Source organism: Luteibacter flocculans, from assembly GCF_023612255.1.
Classification (GTDB): Bacteria; Pseudomonadota; Gammaproteobacteria; order Xanthomonadales; family Rhodanobacteraceae; genus Luteibacter; species Luteibacter flocculans.
Window position 1 is genome coordinate 205,654 of the sequence record NZ_CP063231.1, and the last position, 19,347, is coordinate 225,000.

Annotated in this window: 17 protein-coding genes (1 of these 17 only partly in view); 9 read left to right on the forward strand and 8 right to left on the reverse strand. The window is 66.4% G+C overall.

The features are described from left to right. Nucleotides 1-57: 57 nt before the first annotated feature. Nucleotides 58-1,947, forward strand: coding sequence for an arginine decarboxylase (speA, locus tag IM816_RS00855; RefSeq protein WP_250339407.1), 1,890 nt, complete (start codon nucleotides 58-60; stop codon nucleotides 1,945-1,947). A gap of 71 nt (nucleotides 1,948-2,018) precedes the next feature. After that, nucleotides 2,019-2,879, forward strand: a complete 861-nt coding sequence (locus IM816_RS00860; protein WP_250339408.1) for an NAD(P)-dependent oxidoreductase — start codon at nucleotides 2,019-2,021, stop codon at nucleotides 2,877-2,879. A gap of 599 nt (nucleotides 2,880-3,478) precedes the next feature. Here IM816_RS00860 and IM816_RS00865 read toward each other — a convergent pair. The 3 genes from IM816_RS00865 to radC all read right to left on the reverse strand — a co-directional run bounded on the left by IM816_RS00865 (nucleotide 3,479) and on the right by radC (nucleotide 7,045). Continuing rightward, nucleotides 3,479-4,219: an SPOR domain-containing protein gene (locus tag IM816_RS00865; RefSeq protein ID WP_072323235.1), complete on the reverse strand. Its 741-nt coding sequence runs from the start codon at nucleotides 4,217-4,219 to the stop codon at nucleotides 3,479-3,481. Then, entirely contained in the window at nucleotides 4,219-5,907 is a 1,689-nt protein-coding gene (gene argS / locus IM816_RS00870) for an arginine--tRNA ligase (RefSeq protein WP_072323234.1), read from the reverse strand. The genes IM816_RS00865 and argS overlap by 1 nt, the downstream gene beginning before the upstream one ends. A gap of 448 nt (nucleotides 5,908-6,355) precedes the next feature. Beyond that, nucleotides 6,356-7,045 carry a RadC family protein gene (gene radC, locus IM816_RS00875; RefSeq protein WP_250340663.1) on the reverse strand — a complete coding sequence of 230 codons (690 nt, stop codon included), beginning with the start codon at nucleotides 7,043-7,045 and terminating at the stop codon, nucleotides 6,356-6,358. 220 nt (nucleotides 7,046-7,265) lie between these two features. Between radC and coaBC the strand changes: the two genes are divergently transcribed. Genes coaBC through IM816_RS00890 form a run of 3 tightly spaced genes read left to right on the forward strand, consistent with a single transcriptional unit; the run spans nucleotide 7,266 to nucleotide 11,284 of the window. Further along, nucleotides 7,266-8,477: a bifunctional phosphopantothenoylcysteine decarboxylase/phosphopantothenate--cysteine ligase CoaBC gene (gene coaBC / locus IM816_RS00880; RefSeq protein WP_072323233.1), complete on the forward strand. Its 1,212-nt coding sequence runs from the start codon at nucleotides 7,266-7,268 to the stop codon at nucleotides 8,475-8,477. Next, nucleotides 8,474-8,929 carry a dUTP diphosphatase gene (dut, locus tag IM816_RS00885; RefSeq protein ID WP_250339409.1) on the forward strand — a complete coding sequence of 152 codons (456 nt, stop codon included), beginning with the start codon at nucleotides 8,474-8,476 and terminating at the stop codon, nucleotides 8,927-8,929. The genes coaBC and dut overlap by 4 nt, the downstream gene beginning before the upstream one ends. Before the next feature lie 54 nt (nucleotides 8,930-8,983). Further along, nucleotides 8,984-11,284, forward strand: coding sequence for a phosphomannomutase/phosphoglucomutase (locus IM816_RS00890; RefSeq protein WP_250339410.1), 2,301 nt, complete (start codon nucleotides 8,984-8,986; stop codon nucleotides 11,282-11,284). 8 nt (nucleotides 11,285-11,292) lie between these two features. Here the strand turns inward: IM816_RS00890 and IM816_RS00895 are convergent, their stop codons facing one another. From IM816_RS00895 to IM816_RS00905, 3 genes are all read right to left on the reverse strand, one after another. After that, entirely contained in the window at nucleotides 11,293-11,940 is a 648-nt protein-coding gene (locus IM816_RS00895; RefSeq protein ID WP_072323230.1) for a DUF4124 domain-containing protein, read from the reverse strand. A 98-nt stretch (nucleotides 11,941-12,038) separates the two neighbouring features. After that, a complete protein-coding gene (gene pyrE, locus IM816_RS00900) occupies nucleotides 12,039-12,686 on the reverse strand; it encodes an orotate phosphoribosyltransferase (RefSeq protein ID WP_250339411.1) in 648 nt (215 codons plus the stop codon). Nucleotides 12,687-12,698: 12 nt separating this feature from the next. Further along, on the reverse strand, nucleotides 12,699-13,199 hold the full coding sequence (locus tag IM816_RS00905; RefSeq protein WP_250339412.1) for a GNAT family N-acetyltransferase: 501 nt from the start codon (nucleotides 13,197-13,199) through the stop codon (nucleotides 12,699-12,701). Nucleotides 13,200-13,314: 115 nt separating this feature from the next. Between IM816_RS00905 and IM816_RS00910 the strand changes: the two genes are divergently transcribed. From IM816_RS00910 to IM816_RS00920, 3 genes are all read left to right on the forward strand, one after another. Beyond that, nucleotides 13,315-14,085, forward strand: coding sequence for an exodeoxyribonuclease III (locus IM816_RS00910; protein ID WP_072323227.1), 771 nt, complete (start codon nucleotides 13,315-13,317; stop codon nucleotides 14,083-14,085). After that, nucleotides 14,082-15,386 (forward strand): AmpG family muropeptide MFS transporter, encoded by a 1,305-nt coding sequence (locus IM816_RS00915; protein ID WP_250339413.1) that lies wholly within the window; start codon nucleotides 14,082-14,084, stop codon nucleotides 15,384-15,386. The genes IM816_RS00910 and IM816_RS00915 overlap by 4 nt, the downstream gene beginning before the upstream one ends. Before the next feature lie 103 nt (nucleotides 15,387-15,489). After that, complete coding sequence (locus tag IM816_RS00920; RefSeq protein ID WP_250339414.1) at nucleotides 15,490-15,783, forward strand: hypothetical protein; 294 nt, start codon at nucleotides 15,490-15,492, stop codon at nucleotides 15,781-15,783. A gap of 178 nt (nucleotides 15,784-15,961) precedes the next feature. Here the strand turns inward: IM816_RS00920 and IM816_RS00925 are convergent, their stop codons facing one another. Both IM816_RS00925 and IM816_RS00930 read right to left on the reverse strand, forming a co-directional pair. Then, the gene (locus IM816_RS00925) at nucleotides 15,962-17,080 is read right to left on the reverse strand and encodes an anhydro-N-acetylmuramic acid kinase (RefSeq protein ID WP_425602599.1); all 1,119 of its coding nucleotides are present in this window, start codon (nucleotides 17,078-17,080) and stop codon (nucleotides 15,962-15,964) included. A gap of 3 nt (nucleotides 17,081-17,083) precedes the next feature. Then, the gene (locus tag IM816_RS00930) at nucleotides 17,084-18,541 is read right to left on the reverse strand and encodes an OapA family protein (RefSeq protein ID WP_250339415.1); all 1,458 of its coding nucleotides are present in this window, start codon (nucleotides 18,539-18,541) and stop codon (nucleotides 17,084-17,086) included. Between the two features lie 179 nt (nucleotides 18,542-18,720). Between IM816_RS00930 and tyrS the strand changes: the two genes are divergently transcribed. Continuing rightward, nucleotides 18,721-19,347, forward strand: the 5' portion of a protein-coding gene (gene tyrS, locus IM816_RS00935) for a tyrosine--tRNA ligase (protein WP_250339416.1). It continues 579 nt past the right edge of the window; the window shows 627 of its 1,206 coding nt (coding positions 1-627); the start codon lies at nucleotides 18,721-18,723; its stop codon lies off the right edge, out of view.

Consider the following 19,347-nt stretch of genomic DNA (forward strand, 5'->3'; position numbering starts at 1 on the left):
ACTGTTCCGCGCCCCCTGACGGGGACACGACACAATCACTTGGAGATCGTCACCCCCATGACGAACTGGACCACCGATCGCGCGAAGCTGACCTACGCGATCCCGCATTGGAGCAACGGCTACGTCGACGTAGCCGACAACGGCCACCTGCTGATCCGCCCCCGTGGCGACGGCGGCCCGGCGCTCGACCTGCCGGCGATCGTCGACCGCGCGCGGGCCGAAGGCCTCCGCCTGCCGCTGCTCGTACGCTTCCCCGACATCCTGGCCGACCGCCTTGCGCGGCTGCAGCAGGCGTTCGCCAAGGCGATCGACGACGCCGACTACGCGGGCTCTTACACCGCGATCTACCCGATCAAGGTGAACCAGCAGCGCGGCGTCGTCAGCGAACTGGTCGCCGCGGGCGAGCAGGGCTTCGGGCTTGAAGCCGGCTCCAAGCCCGAGTTGATGGCGGTGCTGGCGCATGCCCGGCCCGGCAGCATGGTCGTGTGCAACGGCTACAAGGACCGCGAATACGTCCGTCTTGCCCTCATCGGCCTCAAGCTGGGCCTGCGCGTGCACATCGTGATCGAGAAGCTGTCCGAACTCGATCACGTGTTCGCCGAGGCGAAGGCGCTGGACGTGGAGCCCCTGCTGGGCGTGCGCGTGCGTCTGGCCTCGATCGGCGCGGGCAAGTGGCAGAACACCGGTGGCGACAAGGGCAAGTTCGGCCTGAGCCCCGGCCAGGTGCTCGAGCTGATCGAGCGGCTGGACGCCGCGGGTCTGAAGCACACGCTGAAGCTGCAGCATTTCCACATGGGTTCGCAGATCTCGAACGTGCGCGACATCGCGGCGGGCATGCGCGAGGCCGTGCGTTACTTCGTGGAACTGCATCGTTTGGGCGTGCCGATCGACGTCGTGGACGTCGGCGGTGGCCTCGGCGTGGACTACGAGGGTACGCGCTCGCGCAGCTACAACTCGATCAATTACAGCCTGGGCCAGTACGCGGCGAGCATCGTGCAGCCGCTGGCCGAGGCCGTGGCCGAGCACGGGATGAAGGCGCCTACGATCTTCACCGAATCCGGCCGCGCCATGACCGCTCACCACGCGGTGATGGTGGTCAACGTGAGCGAAGTGGAGCCGGTGCCGCAGGGCGCCATTCCGCCGGAGCGCCCGGGCGAGCCCGCCGTGCTTCGCCACCTGCGCGACACCCACGCCGAACTCGATCATCGCCCCGCGCTGGAGCTTTTCCACGAGGCGCAGCATCACTTCGCCGAAGGTCAGGCTCTTTATGCGCTGGGGCAACTCGACCTGCGCGACCGCGCGCGTCTCGATGAACTGTTCTATGCCATCGCCAACGCGGTGCGGCCGCGCCTGCTTCCGGCCGAGCGCGCGCACCGTCAGGCGCTGGACGACCTGGACGAAAAGCTCGTCGACAAGTACTTCGTGAATTTCTCGGTCTTCGAGTCGGTGCCGGACATCTGGGCGATCGATCAGATCTTCCCGATCGTGCCGATCGCGCGTCTCGACGAGGAACCGCTGCGACGCGGCGTGATCGCCGACCTCACCTGCGACTCGGACGGCCGGATCGACCATTACGTGGACGCGGAAGGCGTGGACGTGAGCCTGCCGTTGCATGCGCTCAAAGAAGACGAATCCTACCGGCTCGGCATCTTCATGGTCGGCGCGTACCAGGAAACCCTGGGCGACATCCACAACCTGTTCGGCGACACCGACGCGGTGAACGTACGCGCCACGGCCGACGGCTACGAGTTCGCGCACATCCGTCGCGGCGATACGACGGACCTGATGCTCGACTACGTGGGCTACGACCTCAAGGCGTTGCGGAAGTCGTATGCGGATCGCCTCGCCGCCGCCGGTATCGTCGGCGCAGAAGCGGACACGCTTTACACGACGCTGGACAACGGCCTCACCGGCTACACCTACCTCGCCGAGAACGCGGGGCGCTGAGAAGAGGCGCGGTGCACCTTGTGCACCGCGCCGTCTCGTATGTTTCCACGCAGCATCCATCAGGCACGGCCATGACCCTCAAGACAGCATTCATCGGACTCGGCGCGATGGGCGCGCCCATGGCCGGTCATCTCCACGCCAAGGGCCTGCTCCAGGCCGTGGGCAATCGCTCGCAGGCGAAAGCCGATGCATTGGCGGCAGAGTTGGGTGTCGCGGCACCGTCTCTCGCCGAGATCGCGGCGTCCTGCGACGTCATCGTGCTTTGTGTGAGCGCCGATGCGGACGTCATCGGCGTGGTCAACGCGCTCGCGCCGTCGCTGAAGCAAGGCGCCACGGTCATCGATCACTCGACCGTCGCCCCGGCCACCGCGAAGAAGGCGGCGAGTCTGCTGGCGGACGTCGGCGCTGCGTTTCTGGATGCGCCGGTGTCGGGCGGTGTCGAGGGCGCGAAGAACGGCAAGCTCTCGATCATGGTCGGGGGCGACGCTGCCGTGCTCGAGCATGTGCGGCCGGTGCTGGAAGCCTACGGCGCGCGCATCACGCCCATGGGGGACGTCGGTAGCGGCCAGGCCACCAAGGCCGTGAATCAGGTACTGGTCGCGGGCATCGCGCAGGCGGTAACCGAAGGCCTCGCCCTGGGCGAAGCGCTCGGACTCGATCCGGAAAAGCTGATTCCCACCTTGTCTGCCGGCGCGGCCGGCAACTGGTTTCTCGACAAGCGTGGCGCCACGATGCTGCGAGACGAGTTCGCCGTCGGCTTCAAGCTCGCCCTGCTGCACAAGGATCTCGGCATCGTGCGCGGCATGGCCGACGAAGCCGGCACCGATCGCACCATCATCGAACGGTCGCTGGCCGACTTCGCCGAGTTGATGGCGCGAGGCTATGGCGACGACGACATCTCGGCCTTGATTCGGCTCAAGCGAAAGAGCTGATCGCGGCGCTCGTGTAGAAGCCGCCATGGCGGCGAGGGGGTGGGGTCTCACCGCTACCGCTACACCGCTCCGTCGGCTTCTCGCCGCCATGGCGGCTCCCACAGTCAGAATTCAGCACGAGGGGCGGCTGTTGGTGGGAGCCAGCCTGCTGGCGATGGGGGCTTGCCTCGCCGCTACACCGCTTCGTTGGCTTCTCGCCGCCAGGCGGCTCCCACAATCAGAATTCAGCACGAGGGACGGCTGTTGGTGGGAGCCAGCCTGCTGGCGATAGGGGCTTGCCTCGCCGCTACACCGCTTCGTTAGCTTCTCGCCGCCATGGCGGCTCCCACAATCAGAATTCAGCACGAGGGACGGCTGTTGGTGGGAGCCAGCCTGCTGGCGATAGGGCTTGCCTCGCCGCTACACCGCTTCGTTAGCTTCTCGCCGCCATGGCGGCTCCCACAATCAGAATTCAGCACGAGGGACGGCTGTTGGTGGGAGCCAGCCTGCTGGCGATAGGGCTTGCCTCGCCGCTGTGGGAGCCGCCATGGCGGCGAGGAAATGCACCTCACTCCCGCACGCTTTGTTGGCTTATCGCCGCTGCCACAGGTGTCCGACGACTAGCTGCCTTCTTTCAGTGCGATCGCGCTGATGCCGGCCGACTGCAGGCGCTGCTTCGTGCTTTCCAGTTCCGTGGCCGATTTGAACGGCCCCAGACGCACGCGGTTGTAAGTCTGCGCACCCACCTTCACCGACTGCACGTTGGCGACAAAGCCTTGGAGTGCCAGCTTCGCCTTGAGTGCCTCGGCGTCGCTCGCACTTGGGAACGCACCCACCTGAAGCAGGTAACCCGACCCGGCGGAAGCGGCGGCCGGTGCCGGTTGCGCTGGCACCGCGGTCACCGTCTGCGTGGTGGCCTTCGGCAGGTTGGCCGCTGCGGCGTTGGCCTGGGCCTGCTGCTGAGCCACCGCTGCCTGCTGGGCCTGAGCCTGCTGCTGGGCCGCCTGCTGCTGTTGCTGTTTCTGTTGAGCCTCCGCGCTGGCCTGCGCACGAATCTCCGCATCCGGAATGCGTACTTCCTTCTCCGAAAGCACGGAGTAGAAATCGTACGAGGGCTTCTTCGGCTTTTCCGGCTCGGCCTGGTCTACGACGCCCGGGTCGCTGCTCTTCTGCGCCGTGGCGTTGGGATTCGGTTCGGGGCCGTCGTGCTGGCGCATCATCGGCATCCAGGCACCGCGCATGGCGAACGCCATGAGCAGGGCGCCCGCAAGAATACCGATCAACGCCCAGCTCCAGCCCGGCATACCGCTGGAGCCGTTGCGGACGGCCTGGCGACCTTTGCCCTTCTTGCGTGTTGCCATTACATGCTCTCCGGGGCGGAAATGCCCAGCAGATCAAGACCGTTCTTGAGCACCTGCTGCGTTGCGGCCACGAGGGCCAGGCGTGCATCGCGCAGCTCGGCGTCGTCGACGATCCACTTGTGCTCGTGATAGTAGCTGTGAAGCGCGCCAGCGAGCTCGCGCAGGTATTGCGCGATCAGGTGCGGTTCGAGGTTGGCGGCAGCCGATTCCACGATCTCGGGGTACCGCGAGAGTTCCACCATCAAGATGGATTCGTGCTCGGTATCGAGGCGGTCGAGCTTCGACAGGCCGTGGCCTCGATCGGTGGTGAGGCCACGGTCGGCGAGCTCACGGAAGACACGACACGCGCGGGCGTGGGCGTACTGGATGTAGTACACCGGATTGTCGTTGCTCTGCGAGCGAGCGAGGTCGATGTCGAAGACCAGCTGCGAATCGGCTTTCCGCGCGATGAGGAAGTAACGCGTCGCGTCGCGCCCGGCTTCGTCGATGAGATCGCGCAACGTGACGTAGGAGCCGGCGCGCTTGGAGATCTTCACTTCCTCGCCGCCGCGCATCACCGTCACCATCTGGTGCAGCACGTACTCCGGCCAGTTCTTCGGAATGCCGGCATCGAGGGCCTGCAGGCCGGCTTTCACGCGAGCGAGCGAGCCATGGTGGTCCGAGCCCAGCTCGGTGATGGCGCGCTCGTAGCCGCGCTGCCACTTCGTGCGGTGATAGGCCACGTCCGGGAGGAAATAGGTGTAGGTGCCGTCGGACTTGCGCATGACGCGGTCCTTGTCGTCACCGAAATCGGTCGAGCGCAGCCAGAGTGCGCCGCCCTCTTCATAAGTGTGACCATGGGCGACCAGTTCGCGCACGGTCTCCTCGACCTTGCCCTCGGTGTAGAGGGAGGACTCCAGGTAATAGACGTCGAAGTCGACGCCGAACGCCTTGAGGTCGAGGTCCTGCTCGTGCCGCAGGTAGGCCACGGCGAAGCGGCGCACGTCGTCCAGATTGTCCGCATCGCCCGTGGCGGTGACGGTCTCGCCGTCGGCCTCCACGGACTCCTTCGCAAGGAAGGCGCGCGCGACCTCGGCGATGTAATCGCCCCGGTAGCCTGATTCCGGCCAGCCCGGCTCGTCCGGCGCGATGCCCTTGGCGCGCGCCTGAGTGGACAGGGCGAGGTTGGCGATCTGGACGCCTGCGTCGTTGTAGTAGAACTCGCGGAACACCTTCCAGCCGGCGGCGCCGAGAAGCCGGGCGAGGCTGTCGCCGATCGCCGCGGCACGGCCATGGCCTACGTGCAACGGACCGGTGGGGTTGGCCGAGACGAACTCCACGCCCGCCGTGCGGCCCGCGCCATCCTTGTTGTGGCCGTAGCGGTCGCCCTCGCCGAGCGCACGCACGATCTCGGCGTGGAACGCGGCAGGGGCGAGGAAGAAGTTGATGAAGCCCGGTCCGGCGATCTCCACCTTGCCGACCATCGGCGACGCCGGCAGCGCCTCGACCAGATCGGTCGCGATGTCGCGCGGCTTACGGCCCGCGGCTTTCGACATCATCATGGCGACGTTGGTGGCGAAGTCCCCGTGCTCGCGGCTGCGGGTGCGCTCGATGACGAACACAGGCGCGACGAAGTCGGACGGCAGTTTGCCTGACTCCCGCAACGCTCCGATGGCCTGCAGGACGAGTTGTTTCAGCTCTTGTTTCACGGGATGGGCGGCGCGGATATGGAACCGGCAATCGTAGCAGAAGGGGTGGATCGACCGTCTCCACGTATCCACAGCCTGTGGATAACTCTGTGGGCAATAAGGGGGACTCAGGCGTTTCCCTGGCGTTCGTCGTTGATGAAACCACTCCGTAACAGAGGGATTTCAATTAAATCATGTACTTGGATGAGTGACCTGCGCGCGGACAGCAACTGTGACGCCCAAGTGGCAAAAAGGCCCGGTGTGCATAAGTCGGGACAGCCGCGCCGTCACCGGGCTTGCGGATGCGCGTCACGGCCCTGTCATCGCCCCGCGTCACACTTCCCTTCGTGCCAGGTGTCTCCCCGGCCCGGCGGCACAACGGGTTACCTGCCCCCTCCCTCGAAGGTGACCCAGACGGCGCGAGCGGCACTCGCGCCGTTTTTTTTTGCGTGGCCGCCTTGGGGGGGGGCTACGCCACCAGCATCCCGCGCTCCGCCATGGAGAACGGGTCGCCCTGCCCGATGATCAGGTGGTCGAGCACCCGGATGTCCATCAGAGCGAGCGCATTGACCAGGGTGAGAGTGATGTCGCGGTCGGCGCGGCTAGGCTCGGCGATGCCCGAAGGGTGATTGTGGGCAAGGATCACCGCGCTCGCGTGGTGGCGCAGGCAAGCGCGGACCACTTCGCGCGGATAGACGCTGGCGCCGTCGATCGTACCCCTGAACAATTCTTCGTAGGCAAGCACGCGGTGCCGCGTGTCGAGAAACAGGCAGGCAAAGACTTCGGTACGCAGGTGACGCATCCGTGCGCGGAGGTATTCGGCGCTGTCGCGAGGGTTCTGGATGCACGGAAGCTGGACCAGCCCCTCGCCGAGGGCTCGCCGCGCCAACTCCAGGGTGGCAATCAGGCGAGCGCGCTTGACCGGCCCCACGCCGCTGACCCGCGGAAGATCGTCTGGTTCGGCGAGCAGCCGTCCAAGGCTGCCGGCCCCGGCGAGGAGTGCGCGGCCTGTCGCGACGGCATCGCATCCCATGCTTCCGTTGCCGAGCAGCACGGCCAGCAGTTCCGCGTCGGACAAGGCGGCGGCGCCGTGCGCGTAGAGGCGTTCGCGCGGGCGCTCGTGAGCGGCCCATGTTCGGATCGGCTGCGGGTGATACATCGCGGGGGATGCCGGTGCTTCGCGGACGGCAGCGGATTCGTCGGACGCGCGCTTCATATGCTCACCTCACGTGGATGCCCGCATGGGAAGCGCGGCGCGACCTACAATTTAGGGTTGCGGTGGGTGGCGTGACGATAGAACGATTCTGAAAAATCGCGCGCGCGGTGGGTCGCGGGTTTTCCGTTAAGCTTATGACCCTTCCGAACAGCGCCGTGTCGTCATGAGCCTTCGCCAGCGTCGCATCCTGATTGGCGTTACCGGAGGTATCGCTGCCTACAAGACCTGCGAACTGGTGCGCCGTCTGCGTGACCTCGACGCCGAGGTGCGCGTGGTGATGACCGAGGGCGCCACGCATTTCGTCACGCCCACCACGTTCCAGGCGCTTTCCGGTCAGCCGGTGCGCGTCAGCCTGTGGGACGAACACGGCGAAGCGGCGATGGGTCATATCGAACTCGCTCGCTGGGCCGAACGCGTGCTCATTGCCCCGGCCAGTGCCGATACGATCGCGCGGCTGGCGCACGGCTTGGCGGACGATCTGCTCTCGACGGTCGTGCTGGCGACCGCGGCACCGGTTTACGTGGCGCCCGCGATGAATCAGCAGATGTGGGCGAACCTCGCCGTGCAGGCGAACGTGGGCACGCTGCGAGTGCGCGGCATCGGCGTGCTTGGCCCGGCGGACGGCGATCAGGCCTGTGGCGACATCGGATCGGGCCGCATGCTGGAGCCGCACGAACTGCGCGACATCCTTGTGGCCTCGTTCGGCGAGCAGCCGCTGCGCGGCCGCACGGTGGTGGTCAGTGCCGGCCCGACGTACGAGGACATCGATCCGGTGCGCTTTATCGGCAATCGCAGCTCCGGTCGCATGGGGTTCGCCGTGGCTGCCGCGGCGCGCGATGCCGGCGCCGACGTCACGCTGATTGCCGGCCCGGTGAGCCTTCCCACGCCGCCGGGTATTCGGCGGGTGGACGTGCGCAGCGCTCGGCAGATGCACGACGCCGTGCTGGCTGCCGCAGAGCATGCCGACATCTACGTCGGTGCCGCGGCGGTGGGCGACTATCGACCGGATGTCGAGGCGGCGCACAAGTTGAAGAAGGCGGATGGCGCGCCGCTGCGCATCGAACTCATCGAGAACCCCGACATCATCGCCACGCTGTCGACCCGACCATCGCGTCCGTTCCTGGTCGGCTTCGCGGCGGAAACGCGCGAACTGGCCGGTTACGCGCAGGACAAGCTACGTCGCAAGCGTATAGACATGATCGCGGCCAACGAGGTCGGCGAAGGCAAGGGATTCGAAGTGGCGAACAACGCGCTGCACCTGTATTGGCCCGATGGCGACGCCACCCTCCCGGAGATGCCGAAGACGGAGCTGGCCCGCCGGCTCGTCGCATGCATCGCCGAACGATTCCTTTCCGGCACCGGACGCACCTCTTGATCGATATCGAACTGAAGATTCTCGACCCGCGCCTGGGCGACAGCATTCCGTTGCCCGAGCCTGCGACGGCGGGCAGCGCGGGCATGGACCTGCGCGCCGCCGTGAACGAACCGACGACGCTCGCCCCGGGACAGAGTCTGCTGGTACCGACCGGCATGGCCATTCACATCGGCGATCCGGCATGGTGTGCGCTCATCGTCCCGCGGTCGGGGCTCGGCCATAAGCAAGGCCTCGTGATGGGCAATCTGGTCGGCGTGATCGACGCCGATTACCAGGGTCCGTTGATGATTTCGTGCTGGAATCGCGGTAACGCCGACGTGACCATCGCGCCGGGCGACCGGATTGCGCAATTATTGCTGGTACCGGTGGGACGGGCGCGTTTGCGCGTGGTCGACGGATTCACCCCCTCGCAGCGGGGCGAGGGAGGATTCGGCTCCACGGGTGTTGGCTGATTCTCCGAGGGATAAAGGGGCACCATGGCTCGGAAAGAGGGAGGGGCGGGACGTATGTCCCGGGTCGATCTGCGACGTCTGCTGCCCCTCGCCGGGGCGACGTTGCTGCTCGTGGCGGGCGCGTTCTGCGCGTGGCAGGCATGGCTGATCGCCGACGAGGGCAGCGCGGCCGAGCGTACGCGTGAAGCCCAGCGCCAGGCGGTACGCGAGCTGAGCGACCTCGTGGCGACGAAGCGCCAGGGCCTGCATCGGGTGCTCGGCGACGCCGGCATGGCGGCCGGCATCGAGGACCGCACGGCCGCCGCGGAACGCCTGCGCGCGGCCCTGCCCGGCGCGCGCAACGTGGAGGTCTACAGCGGCGGGCTCGATGAAGTGGTGCGCGCCAACTACCGGGACTTCGGCTATGCGAAGGCTGCGCAGTTGATGGCGGCACTGGGCTCGGAAGGTTCCCCGCCCGCGTCCACGTCGCTGCACGGCGGCGAGCGTCGGTTGACCATCGTCGAGCCGGTGAACGTCGATGGCTCGGTGCACGACTGGATCTGGGTCGAGTATCCCTTTGACGAGGTTGCCGCTCGTTTCGACGGCCTCTCTCCCGGCGCGGGTCGTATCGAGCTGCGTCAGGGCGACGGTCGCGACAGCCTGTCACTGCTTTCGAAGGGATCGCGGTCGGCCGACCTGGAGCCCGAAGGCCAGCGCGTGACGGGCACCACGTTGTTCGTCTTCGCGGCGATGCCGCAGGCTTTCATCGTCATTCCCCATTCGGAGGTGTTGGCTGTACTGCTGACGCTCGTCGGTCTTGGCGGCGGCGCGCTCTTGCTTTGGGCGTCGCAACGGCGCACGGCGGTCGAGCCGGAGGCCGTGCCCGACGAAGACGTGCTGCTGGCAGACGTCGTTCGCGCACCCAAGCTTCCACCCCCGCCGGCCGCACTTGCCCCGCCACCGCCCACGCCCGCGCCGCGTGCGCCGACCGCCGTGGATCGGGCGATCTTCCGTGCTTACGACATCCGCGGCGTGGTGGGGACAGCGCTCACGGCCGACGTGGCCCATCGCATCGGCCAGGCGGTGGGTGCGTGCATGCTCGAGCGCGACCTTCGCGAGATCGTGGTCGGCCGCGACGGGCGGTTGTCAGGTCCCGAACTCGCGAATGCGTTGTCCGACGGCCTGCGTGCGGCGGGCATCGACGTGATCGACCTCGGCATGGTGCCGACGCCGCTGGTCTACTTCGCGGCGTATCACTTTGGTACGGGATGCGGCGTTGCGGTCACCGGTAGCCACAATCCGTCGGACCATAACGGCTTCAAGATCGTCATCGGTGGCGAGACCCTCGCGGAGGAGGCCATCGCCGATCTCTATCGGCGCATCGCCGGAGATCGGTTGCCCTCCGACGGCGGCGGCACGTGGCGCGAGCAGTCGATCGTGGACGCCTACGTGTCGCGCGTGGCCGGCGACGTCGCTGCGGAGCGCCGCCTGAAGGTGGTGGTCGACGCTGGCAACGGCGCTGCGGGTGCTGTCGCGCCACGCGTGCTGGAGGACATCGGTTGCGAGGTGATCCCTCTCTACTGCGATGTGGACGGTCATTTTCCCAATCACCACCCGGACCCGTCCGATCCACGCAACCTTGCGGACCTCATCGCGGCGGTGCACACGATCGGCGCGGACATCGGCGTGGCATTCGACGGCGATGGCGACCGGCTCGGTGTCGTGACCCAGGCCGGCGAGATCATCTACCCCGACCGCCTGCTGATGCTGTTCGCCCAGGACGTGCTGGCGCGCAATCCGGGCGCTACGGTGATCTACGACGTGAAGTGCACCGGCCATCTACGCCCGGTGATCCAGCAAGCGGCGGGCGTGCCCTTGATGTGGCGTACCGGGCATTCGCTGATCAAGGCGAAGATGCGCGAGACCGGCGCGGCGCTGGCGGGTGAAATGAGCGGCCACTTCTTCTTTGCCGACAACAACCGCTGGTATGGCTTCGACGACGGTATCTACGCCGCCGCTCGACTGCTCGAAATCGTGGCGGGCGACCTGGAAGAACGCTCCGTCACCGAGTTGTTCGACAGCCTGCCCAAGAGCGTGTCCACCCCGGAGCTTCGCCTACCCATGGCCGAAGGCGACCACCTGCGCTTCATGGACGCATTCCGCGCCTCGGCCACGTTCGAGGATGCGCGGGTGACGACGATCGACGGCATCCGCGCGGATTGGCCGGACGGATGGGGTCTCGTGCGGGCGTCGAATACGTCGCCTGCGCTGATCTTCCGTTTCGATGCCGACAACGGGCGCTCGCTCGAGCGGGTCAAGCAGACGTTCCGCGAACGCCTGCTGGCCGTGGACAGCCACCTGGTGCTGCCCTTCTAGGGCAGCACTCAGTTCCCCGGGTTCGCCGCGGCCGCCTTGAGTTCGCGGTAGTGGCGCAGTTGCGCGTCCGTGTTGGCCCGCGCGGCTTCCTTGGCCGCCTGCTGGCGCTGTAGCGTCGCGCGCAGGGAGGCCACCGTATTGCGCTGCTCCGCGATGCGATCGTTGAGGTACTTGGGCACCGGCTGCTTGGCGCGTTCCATGTCGCCCGCGCGAGTGAGCAGATCCGCCAGGGCCTTCTCCTGGCCTTGCAGGTTCAGCCGCGTGGTTCGCGCCGCCTGCTCGAAGTTGTCCAGTTCCGCGTTCTTGGCGGCGGCGAAGGAGGCTTCATCGGGGTAGGCGTTCAACATCTGCGCGTCCTCGCGCTGACGCTGCTGCCGTGCCTGTTCCTCTGCCGCGCGCTGGTCGGCCAGCGCCTTGGCGGCTGCGCGTTCTTCGGGCGTCAGCTGGCGGTCCACATGGCGCACCACGACTCCCGCCGGATTGACGACGTCGTAGCCCACCTTCATCGCGTCGGACGTGAGGCTATCGCTGAAATAGGACTGCCCGGAGGCGTCCTTCCAGCGGTAACGGTAGCCATTGCTGTTGGTGTTCTGGGCCAGCGCGGTCGTGCCTATGCACAAGGCCGCCCCCGCCAGGATCAATCGCGCTGCTCGCATGCTTTCCCCTCCTGTGGGCGGAGTATAGCCAGCGGACGAGGAACCATCGCGCATGGCCGGGAGGTTAGCCCGGCCACGTGACGCAGTCGCGGTTTCGCTCAGGTCGACACGCCGTATTCCTCGCGGTAGGCGAGCAGTCGGCGGTGCTCCGCTGCCAAAGCGGGGTTTTCGCCGGCATAGGCGAGCACGTCGGCCAGGCTCGCGATCGCGATGACGGGAATGCCGAACTGCGCCGACACCTCCTGCGCAGCCGACAACTCGCCCTGGCCGCGCTCCTGTCGGTCCAGTGCAATCAGCACGCCCGCCGGCTCGGCGCCCTGCGCCCGGATGAGTTCGAGCGATTCGCGCACGGCCGTGCCGGCGGTCATCACGTCGTCCACGATCAGCACGCGGCCGCGCAACGGGGCGCCGACGAGGGTGCCGCCCTCGCCATGGCTTTTCGCTTCCTTGCGGTTATAGGCCCAGGGCACGTCGCGGCCCTGCGTATCGGCGAGCGCGATGGCGGTGGCCGCGGCGAGGGCGATGCCCTTGTAGGCCGGGCCGAACAGCATGTCGAACGGCACGCCGGAGCGCGTGGCGGCTTCGGCATAGGCGCGCCCGAGTCGGCCCAGGGCCGCACCGGAGTCGATCCGGCCCATGTTGAAGAAGTAAGGACTGCTGCGGCCGGACTTCAGCGTGAATTCGCCGAAGCGGAGAACGTCGCGGGCGAGGGTGAGTTCAATGAATTCGCGCTGGTAATCGTGCACGGGCCGTCTCGTCTAGGGATGGGAAGAAGGCAGCGGGTACCAGAGCATGTGCTGCGGTCCCGCACTGCCGCCATGGTACAACTCGCCGCTGTCGCAGTATCCGGCGCGCTGGTACGCGCGCACCGCGGCGGCATTACGCACGTTGACCGTGAGCAGGATGCGCGTGCGATCGGGGTGGCGGCGCGCCACCTCGTCATGGATCGCGGCGAGCGCGGCCGCGCCCAGCCCCTGGCCTTGCCGGGTGGCGTCGATCAGAAAACTGCGCAGGGCCACGGCGCCCGTTGCCAACGGATGGTCGCCGAGCGCATGGGCATGGCGATCGATCCGTACGTAACCGACGGGATCGTCCCCGTGCAGCAAGGCAAACGCTTCGCTGCCCGGGCACACGGCGACGTCGGCCAGGGAATCGGCGACATGGCCGACGAAGGCGACCTGGTCGGGATGAACGGCAAGGGCTAGCACGGCAGGACGCAGCGCGTCGTCGACCGGCAGCACGCGAATCGTGGGAGGCATGCGCCCATTGTAGAGGACGCACGGTTGAGGGGCCGCGGCGAGAGTCCGCAGCGGTCTGGGAGACATCGGCTGCGGGTTATGATGGCGGATCGTCGAACGTCATCTGCAAGGTCCCATGCGCATTATTTCGCTGAATGCCAACGGCATCCGCTCCGCCGCCACCAAGGGCTTCTTCGAGTGGCTGCGCAAGCAGGACGCCGACGTCGTCTGCCTGCAGGAAACCAAGGCCCAGGAGGCGCAGCTCACCGATCCCATGTTCCGTCCCGATGGGCATCACTGCTTCTATCACGACGCTCGCAGCAAGAAGGGCTACAGCGGTGTGGCCATCTATTCGAAGCGTGAGCCGGACGAAGTGCGCGTGTCGCTGGGTCGGGAGGACTTCGACTGCGAGGGCCGCTACATCGAGGCCCGCTACGGCAACCTCAGCGTCGTGTCCTTCTACATCCCGTCCGGGTCGTCGGGCGACGAACGTCAGCAGTACAAGTTCCGGATCATGGAATGGCTGACGCCGATCCTGCGCGAGTGGGCGACGAGCGGCCGCGATTACGTGTTGTGTGGCGATTGGAACATCGTGCACACGAAAAACGACATCAAGAACTGGACGTCGAATCAGAAGAACTCGGGTTGCCTGCCCGAGGAACGCGCCTGGCTTGACCTCCTCTTCAAGGAGATCGGCTGGGTCGACAGTTTCCGTGCGATCAAGCCCGATGCGGTGGAGTACACCTGGTGGTCGAACCGCGGCCAGGCGCGGGCGAACAACGTCGGTTGGCGCATCGACTACCAGATCGTGACCCCAGGCCTTCGCGATCGCTTGCGCGGCTGCTCGATCTATCGCGACGAGCGTTTCTCGGACCACGCCCCGTTCACCGTGGACTACGCCGAGTGAGCGAGCCGACAGGCGCGGTTCGCTACAAGGGCTTGCGCGGCGTTGTGGCGGCGTTCGCCCAGCCTGGCGCCGTCATCATGCTGTTCTTCGGCCTGGCCTCGGGCCTGCCGTTCCTGCTGGTGGGCAACACGCTCTCGGCATGGCTTCGGGAGTCCGGCGTGGACTACGGGGCGATCGGCATCGCCAGCTACGTGACCTTTGCCTATAACTTCAAGTTTCTCTGGTCGCCCGCCGTCGATCGGTTCAAGTTGCCGCTATTCGGTCGGCTTGGCCTGCGTCGGGGTTGGATGATGTTCGCCCTGGTGCTGCTGGCGGCCGGCCTGCTCGGCATGGCCGCCATGCCGCCGACAGCCTCACTGCTGCGCTTCATGGCGATGACGCTGGTGGCCGCACTGGCCGGTGCCACCATCGACATCGTGGTAGACGCTTACCGCGTGGAGATCGCGCCGCAGGAAGCGCAGGGTGCGCTGGCCGCGACCTATACGCTGGGTTACCGCCTCGGGTTGATCGCCGGTGGCGCAGGCATCCTCCTCCTCGCCGACGCGCTGGGCTGGCAGGCAGGCTATCTCGCCATCTGCGGGTTGCTCATCATTCCCATCGTTGCCGTGCTGGTCGCCCGCGAGCCCGAGCACCGCGTGCGCGAGCGCGTGCCGCTTCGGGTTGCCGTGCAGGAAGGCTTCGTCGAGCCCTTCCGCGACTTTCTTTCGCGCTATGGCCTTGGCCTTGCGCTGGGGCTGCTGCTGTTCGTGGCGCTGTTCCGTCTGCCCGACCAGATGCTTGGCGTGATGGCGTATCCGTTCTATCAGGATGCCGGGTTCAGCAAGACCCAGATCGCCGAGGTGTCGAAGGTCTATGGCGTCATCATCGGCATCGCTGGGGCGCTGCTCGGTGGCTGGGCCGTGACACGCTTCGAGATGCGCCGTTTGCTGGCGATCTCGGCGGTCGGCGTCGCGCTGTCGAACATGCTTTACCTGATCATGGCGAACCACCCCGGTCAGACCTGGGCATTCGTTGCCACGCTGTCCGGCGACAACTTCGCCCAGGGGTTCGCGGGTCCGGTTCTTGTCGCCTTCATGTCAGGTCTGGTCAACCGCAGCTTTACGGCCACGCAGTACGCCTTGCTGAGCGCGCTGGCAAACCTGCCCGGCAAGTTGCTCGGCGGGTTCTCCGGCTTTCTCGTCAAGAGCGACGGGTACCCCTCGCTGTTCGTTGTCAGCACGATATCCATCGTGCCGACGCTGATCGTGCTGGCAGTGCTGTGGCGACGGATGCCGGTGCCGGCACATAGCCGGACGGACTAATGACCTCGGCCGGACGGACGAGCTTCGTCGCTTGCCAAAACTGTGTAAGATCGCCGCCACAGGGGGCATGCGCGAGGAGGTTACGCACGTGCCGGATATAGTGGTGAGACATATCGACGAGCAGATGGCGGAGCGCATCAAGACGCTTGCGCGCGAACGCCGCTGGTCGATCAACGAGGTGATCCTGCACGCGTTGCGCTACGGGCTCGGCTTGAGCCCGGGTGACGTGTTCAACGAGCTTTTGCTCGAACCAGGCGATATCGCGCGCCTCACCGGCGCATGGGATGCGGAAGAGCAGGCCGCGTTTCAGGATGCGCTGTCCGCCCTGGCGCAGGCCTCGCCTTCTGCGCTGGCCGATGTCGTCCCGCGCCCTGCGAAGACTTCCGAGACTTTCTGATCGTTGTGGAAGCCGCGTTTGGTGACCTCCTGTGGGAGCCGCCTGTGGGAGCCGCTATAGCGGCGAGGGTAACCTCGCGGCTACACCGCTTCGCCAGGACTCGACCTTGCGGCTACACCGCTTCGTTGGCTTCTCGCCGCCATGGCGGCTCCCACAAGGATGGCGGTTCTACCGGCGCTCACGGCGCTGCGTAGAGGGCGCCAAGCAACCGCAGGCCACGGGCACCAGTCACCGCGGGTAGATTCCCAGGCTCACCGCGCAGGCGGCGGTACGCGAGCCACGCGAATGCCATGGCCTCCATGGCGTCGGGATCGATGCCGAAGGCCGAGCTGGTGTGCAGCGGCCGGCCTTCCAGTCGACTGGCGATCGCCTGCATCAATGCGGTGTTATGCACCCCGCCACCGCAGGCGACGACATCGATGGCGTCACCTGCATGAAGTGCAATGGCGTCGGCCACCGAGTGAGCGCTGACGGCCAGTAGCGTCGCCTGCACGTCTTCCGGCGAAAGCTCGGCCACGCGCGAATGCATGTCGAGCCATGCCAGGTGGAAATGCTCGCGCCCGGTGCTCTTCGGCGGCGGCAGTGCGAAATAGGCGTCGTCCAGGAGCTCGGCAAGCAACGCGTCGTCGATACGGCCGGATGCCGCGAAGTGGCCGTCGCGGTCGAAGGCTTCGCCGCGATGGCGCAGGCACCAGGCATCCATGAGGCCATTGGCCGGGCCTGTATCGAAGCCGGTGATCGCACCCGACGCGTCCAGACGCGTGACGTTGGCGATGCCACCCAGGTTCAAGACCACGCGGGCGCCATGCTCCGGGCGGAGCACGGTGGCGTGGAAGGCCGGTACGAGAGGAGCGCCTTGTCCGCCCGCCGCGACGTCGGCGCGACGGAAGTCGGCGACCGTGGCGATGCCCGTGCATTCCGCGATGACGGAGGGATCGCCCACTTGCAGGGTGAAAGGGTAGTCGCCGCTAGGGCGATGGCGGATCGTTTGTCCGTGCGAGCCGATGGCGATCACGTCGCGCGAAGACACGCCAGCTGACGCGAGCAGTGCGCTGGCCGCATTCGCAAAGGCGCGACCGATGGCGACGTCCAGTCGACCGTAGGCGTCGAGGTCGAGGCGGATCTCGTCCTGCGCCACGGCCAGGACCTGGCGACGGAGGTGATCGTCCCAAGGATGCGTCGCGGCCGCGCGCAGCGCGGGGCGGCCGTTGTCGAAGTGGACCAGCGCAGCGTCGATGCCGTCTGCGCTGGTGCCCGAAATAAGGCCGAGGTAGAGGCCGTCCATGCCCTGGGTCATGGGTCAGTCGTTGTCTTGCTTGCCGGTGTCCGTGCGGGCCAGCTTGACGTTGCTGTCGACTTGATTGAGTCGCGCCAGTTGTGGCCCAACCACTTCCTTCTTGAACTTCGCGAGCTGCGCCGCCGGCAACGGTTCGGGCTTGGGCAGGGTGACCGTCTGCGGATCGCGCTGCACGTTGTTGACGCGGAATTCGTAATGCAGGTGCGGGCCGGTGGCGAGGCCGGTCATGCCGACGTAGCCGATGGTGCTGCCCTGGCTCACGCGCTGGCCGACGCGCAAGTTCGCAAAGCGCGACATGTGCCCGTAGGCCGTGCTGATGGTGGCGTTGTGCTGGATGACCACGAAGTTGCCGTAGCCGTTCATCCAGCCGCGGAACTTGACCACACCGTCGCCCGCCGCGTGAATGGGCGTGCCGGTGGGCGCGGCATAATCGACGCCCTTGTGCGCGCGCATCTTGCCGAGGATGGGATGCATGCGACCGGCGCTGAACTGCGACGAGATGCGGGTGAAGTCGACGGGGATGCGCAGGAACGAGCCGGTAAGCGGACGACCTTCCTCGCTGAAGTAGCTGACCTTGCCGTCGCTGTTCTTGAAGCGGTACGCGGTATAGCGCTTGCCCTGGTTCACGAACTCGGCGGCAACGATGTCGCCTTCGCGCAGGAACGCGCCATCGCTGTACACGTCGTCATAGATGACGGTGAAGTTGTCGCCGACGCGCAGGTCCTGCACGAAGTCGATATCGAACTTGAACACTTCGGCGAGCTTCAACACCATCGCGTTGCTCATGCCGGCCTTGGATGCGGCACCGAACAACGAGCTGTCGATCTCGCCGTGGGCGATGTGCTCGCGACGCTGCACGTCGCGCTTCTGCGTGGTGAGCTGCGGCGATGCACCGTCGAGACGCAACGTGGCGATGCTGGCTTCGTCCTGATCGAAGCGCACGCCCTTGAGGACGTGGTCGCCGCCGATAAGGAACTGGAATTCCTGGCCCGGCTTGATCTGGTGGAAGGCCTTCGAACCGCCCGCGCCGTCGATGACGTGCTGCAGGTCGGTCATGCTGAGACCCTGGGCAAGGAAAATGTCGGCGAGGGTCTGGCCAGGCTGCACCTGGACCGTCTGCCACGTCTCCACAGGGGCAAGCGGCTTGATGCTGGCGGGATCGATCTTCGGTACGGCCAGCGGGACAACGGCGTGGATCGGTGGCGTGGCGCTGGTGACCGTCTGCTTCTTCATCGCGCCGGCCCAGGCCGGAATCACGAGCGCCGACAGAATGACCAGGAGGAACGCGGTGCCGGCGAGGATCCACCGTTCGCGTGTCCAGCTCAGCGGTTCCGCGGACGCATTGCGACTGAAGGACCAATGAGCGGCGCGACTATCATAGAAGTGCGAATGACGGCGCTGCGCCTTGCGCCGGATGGCCTGCTTGCGTGCGTCATGCGCTCCGCGGTTCACATCACCCATTGTCTTTCTTGTATCCGCTCGCCCCGACTTGTCGCGTACCATAGCGGCCCTGTGCAAAGGCCGTCAACGCCTTTCCCATCAAGGCTTTGCATCGCTTCTTGCGGTTAACGCACAATTAACCCCACGGCGTCTTCACATACGAATGTGAAGGCCGAAGACCCATTCGAATGAGAGAACGCATGAACGAGCTGGACCAGGCCCTGGCGCTGATCGCCCGCGGCGCCGACGAGATCATCAAGAAGGACGACCTCGAGGCGCGTCTCAAGCTGGGGCGCCCGCTGCGCATCAAGGCGGGCTTCGACCCGACGGCGCCGGACCTGCATCTGGGCCATACGGTGTTGCTCAACAAGATGCGCCAGTTCCAGGACCTGGGTCACCAGGTCATCTTCCTGATCGGTGACTTCACGGGAATGATCGGCGATCCGACCGGCAAGAACGTGACGCGCAAGCCGCTGACCCGCGAGGACGTGCTGGCCAACGCGGAAACCTACGCCGAGCAGGTCTACAAGGTGCTCGACCGCGACAAGACGGAGCTTCGCTTCAATTCCGAGTGGTTCGGCAAGATGGGCGCGGCGGACATGATCCGCCTCGCCGCGCAGCACACGGTGGCGCGCATGCTCGAGCGCGACGATTTCGCCAAGCGTTACAAGTCGGAGCAGCCGATCGCGATCCACGAGTTCCTCTACCCCCTGGTGCAGGGGTATGACTCGGTGGCCCTCGAATGTGACGTGGAACTCGGCGGCACGGACCAGAAGTTCAACCTGCTGATGGGGCGTGCCCTGCAGGAGCACCACGGCCAGCCGCCG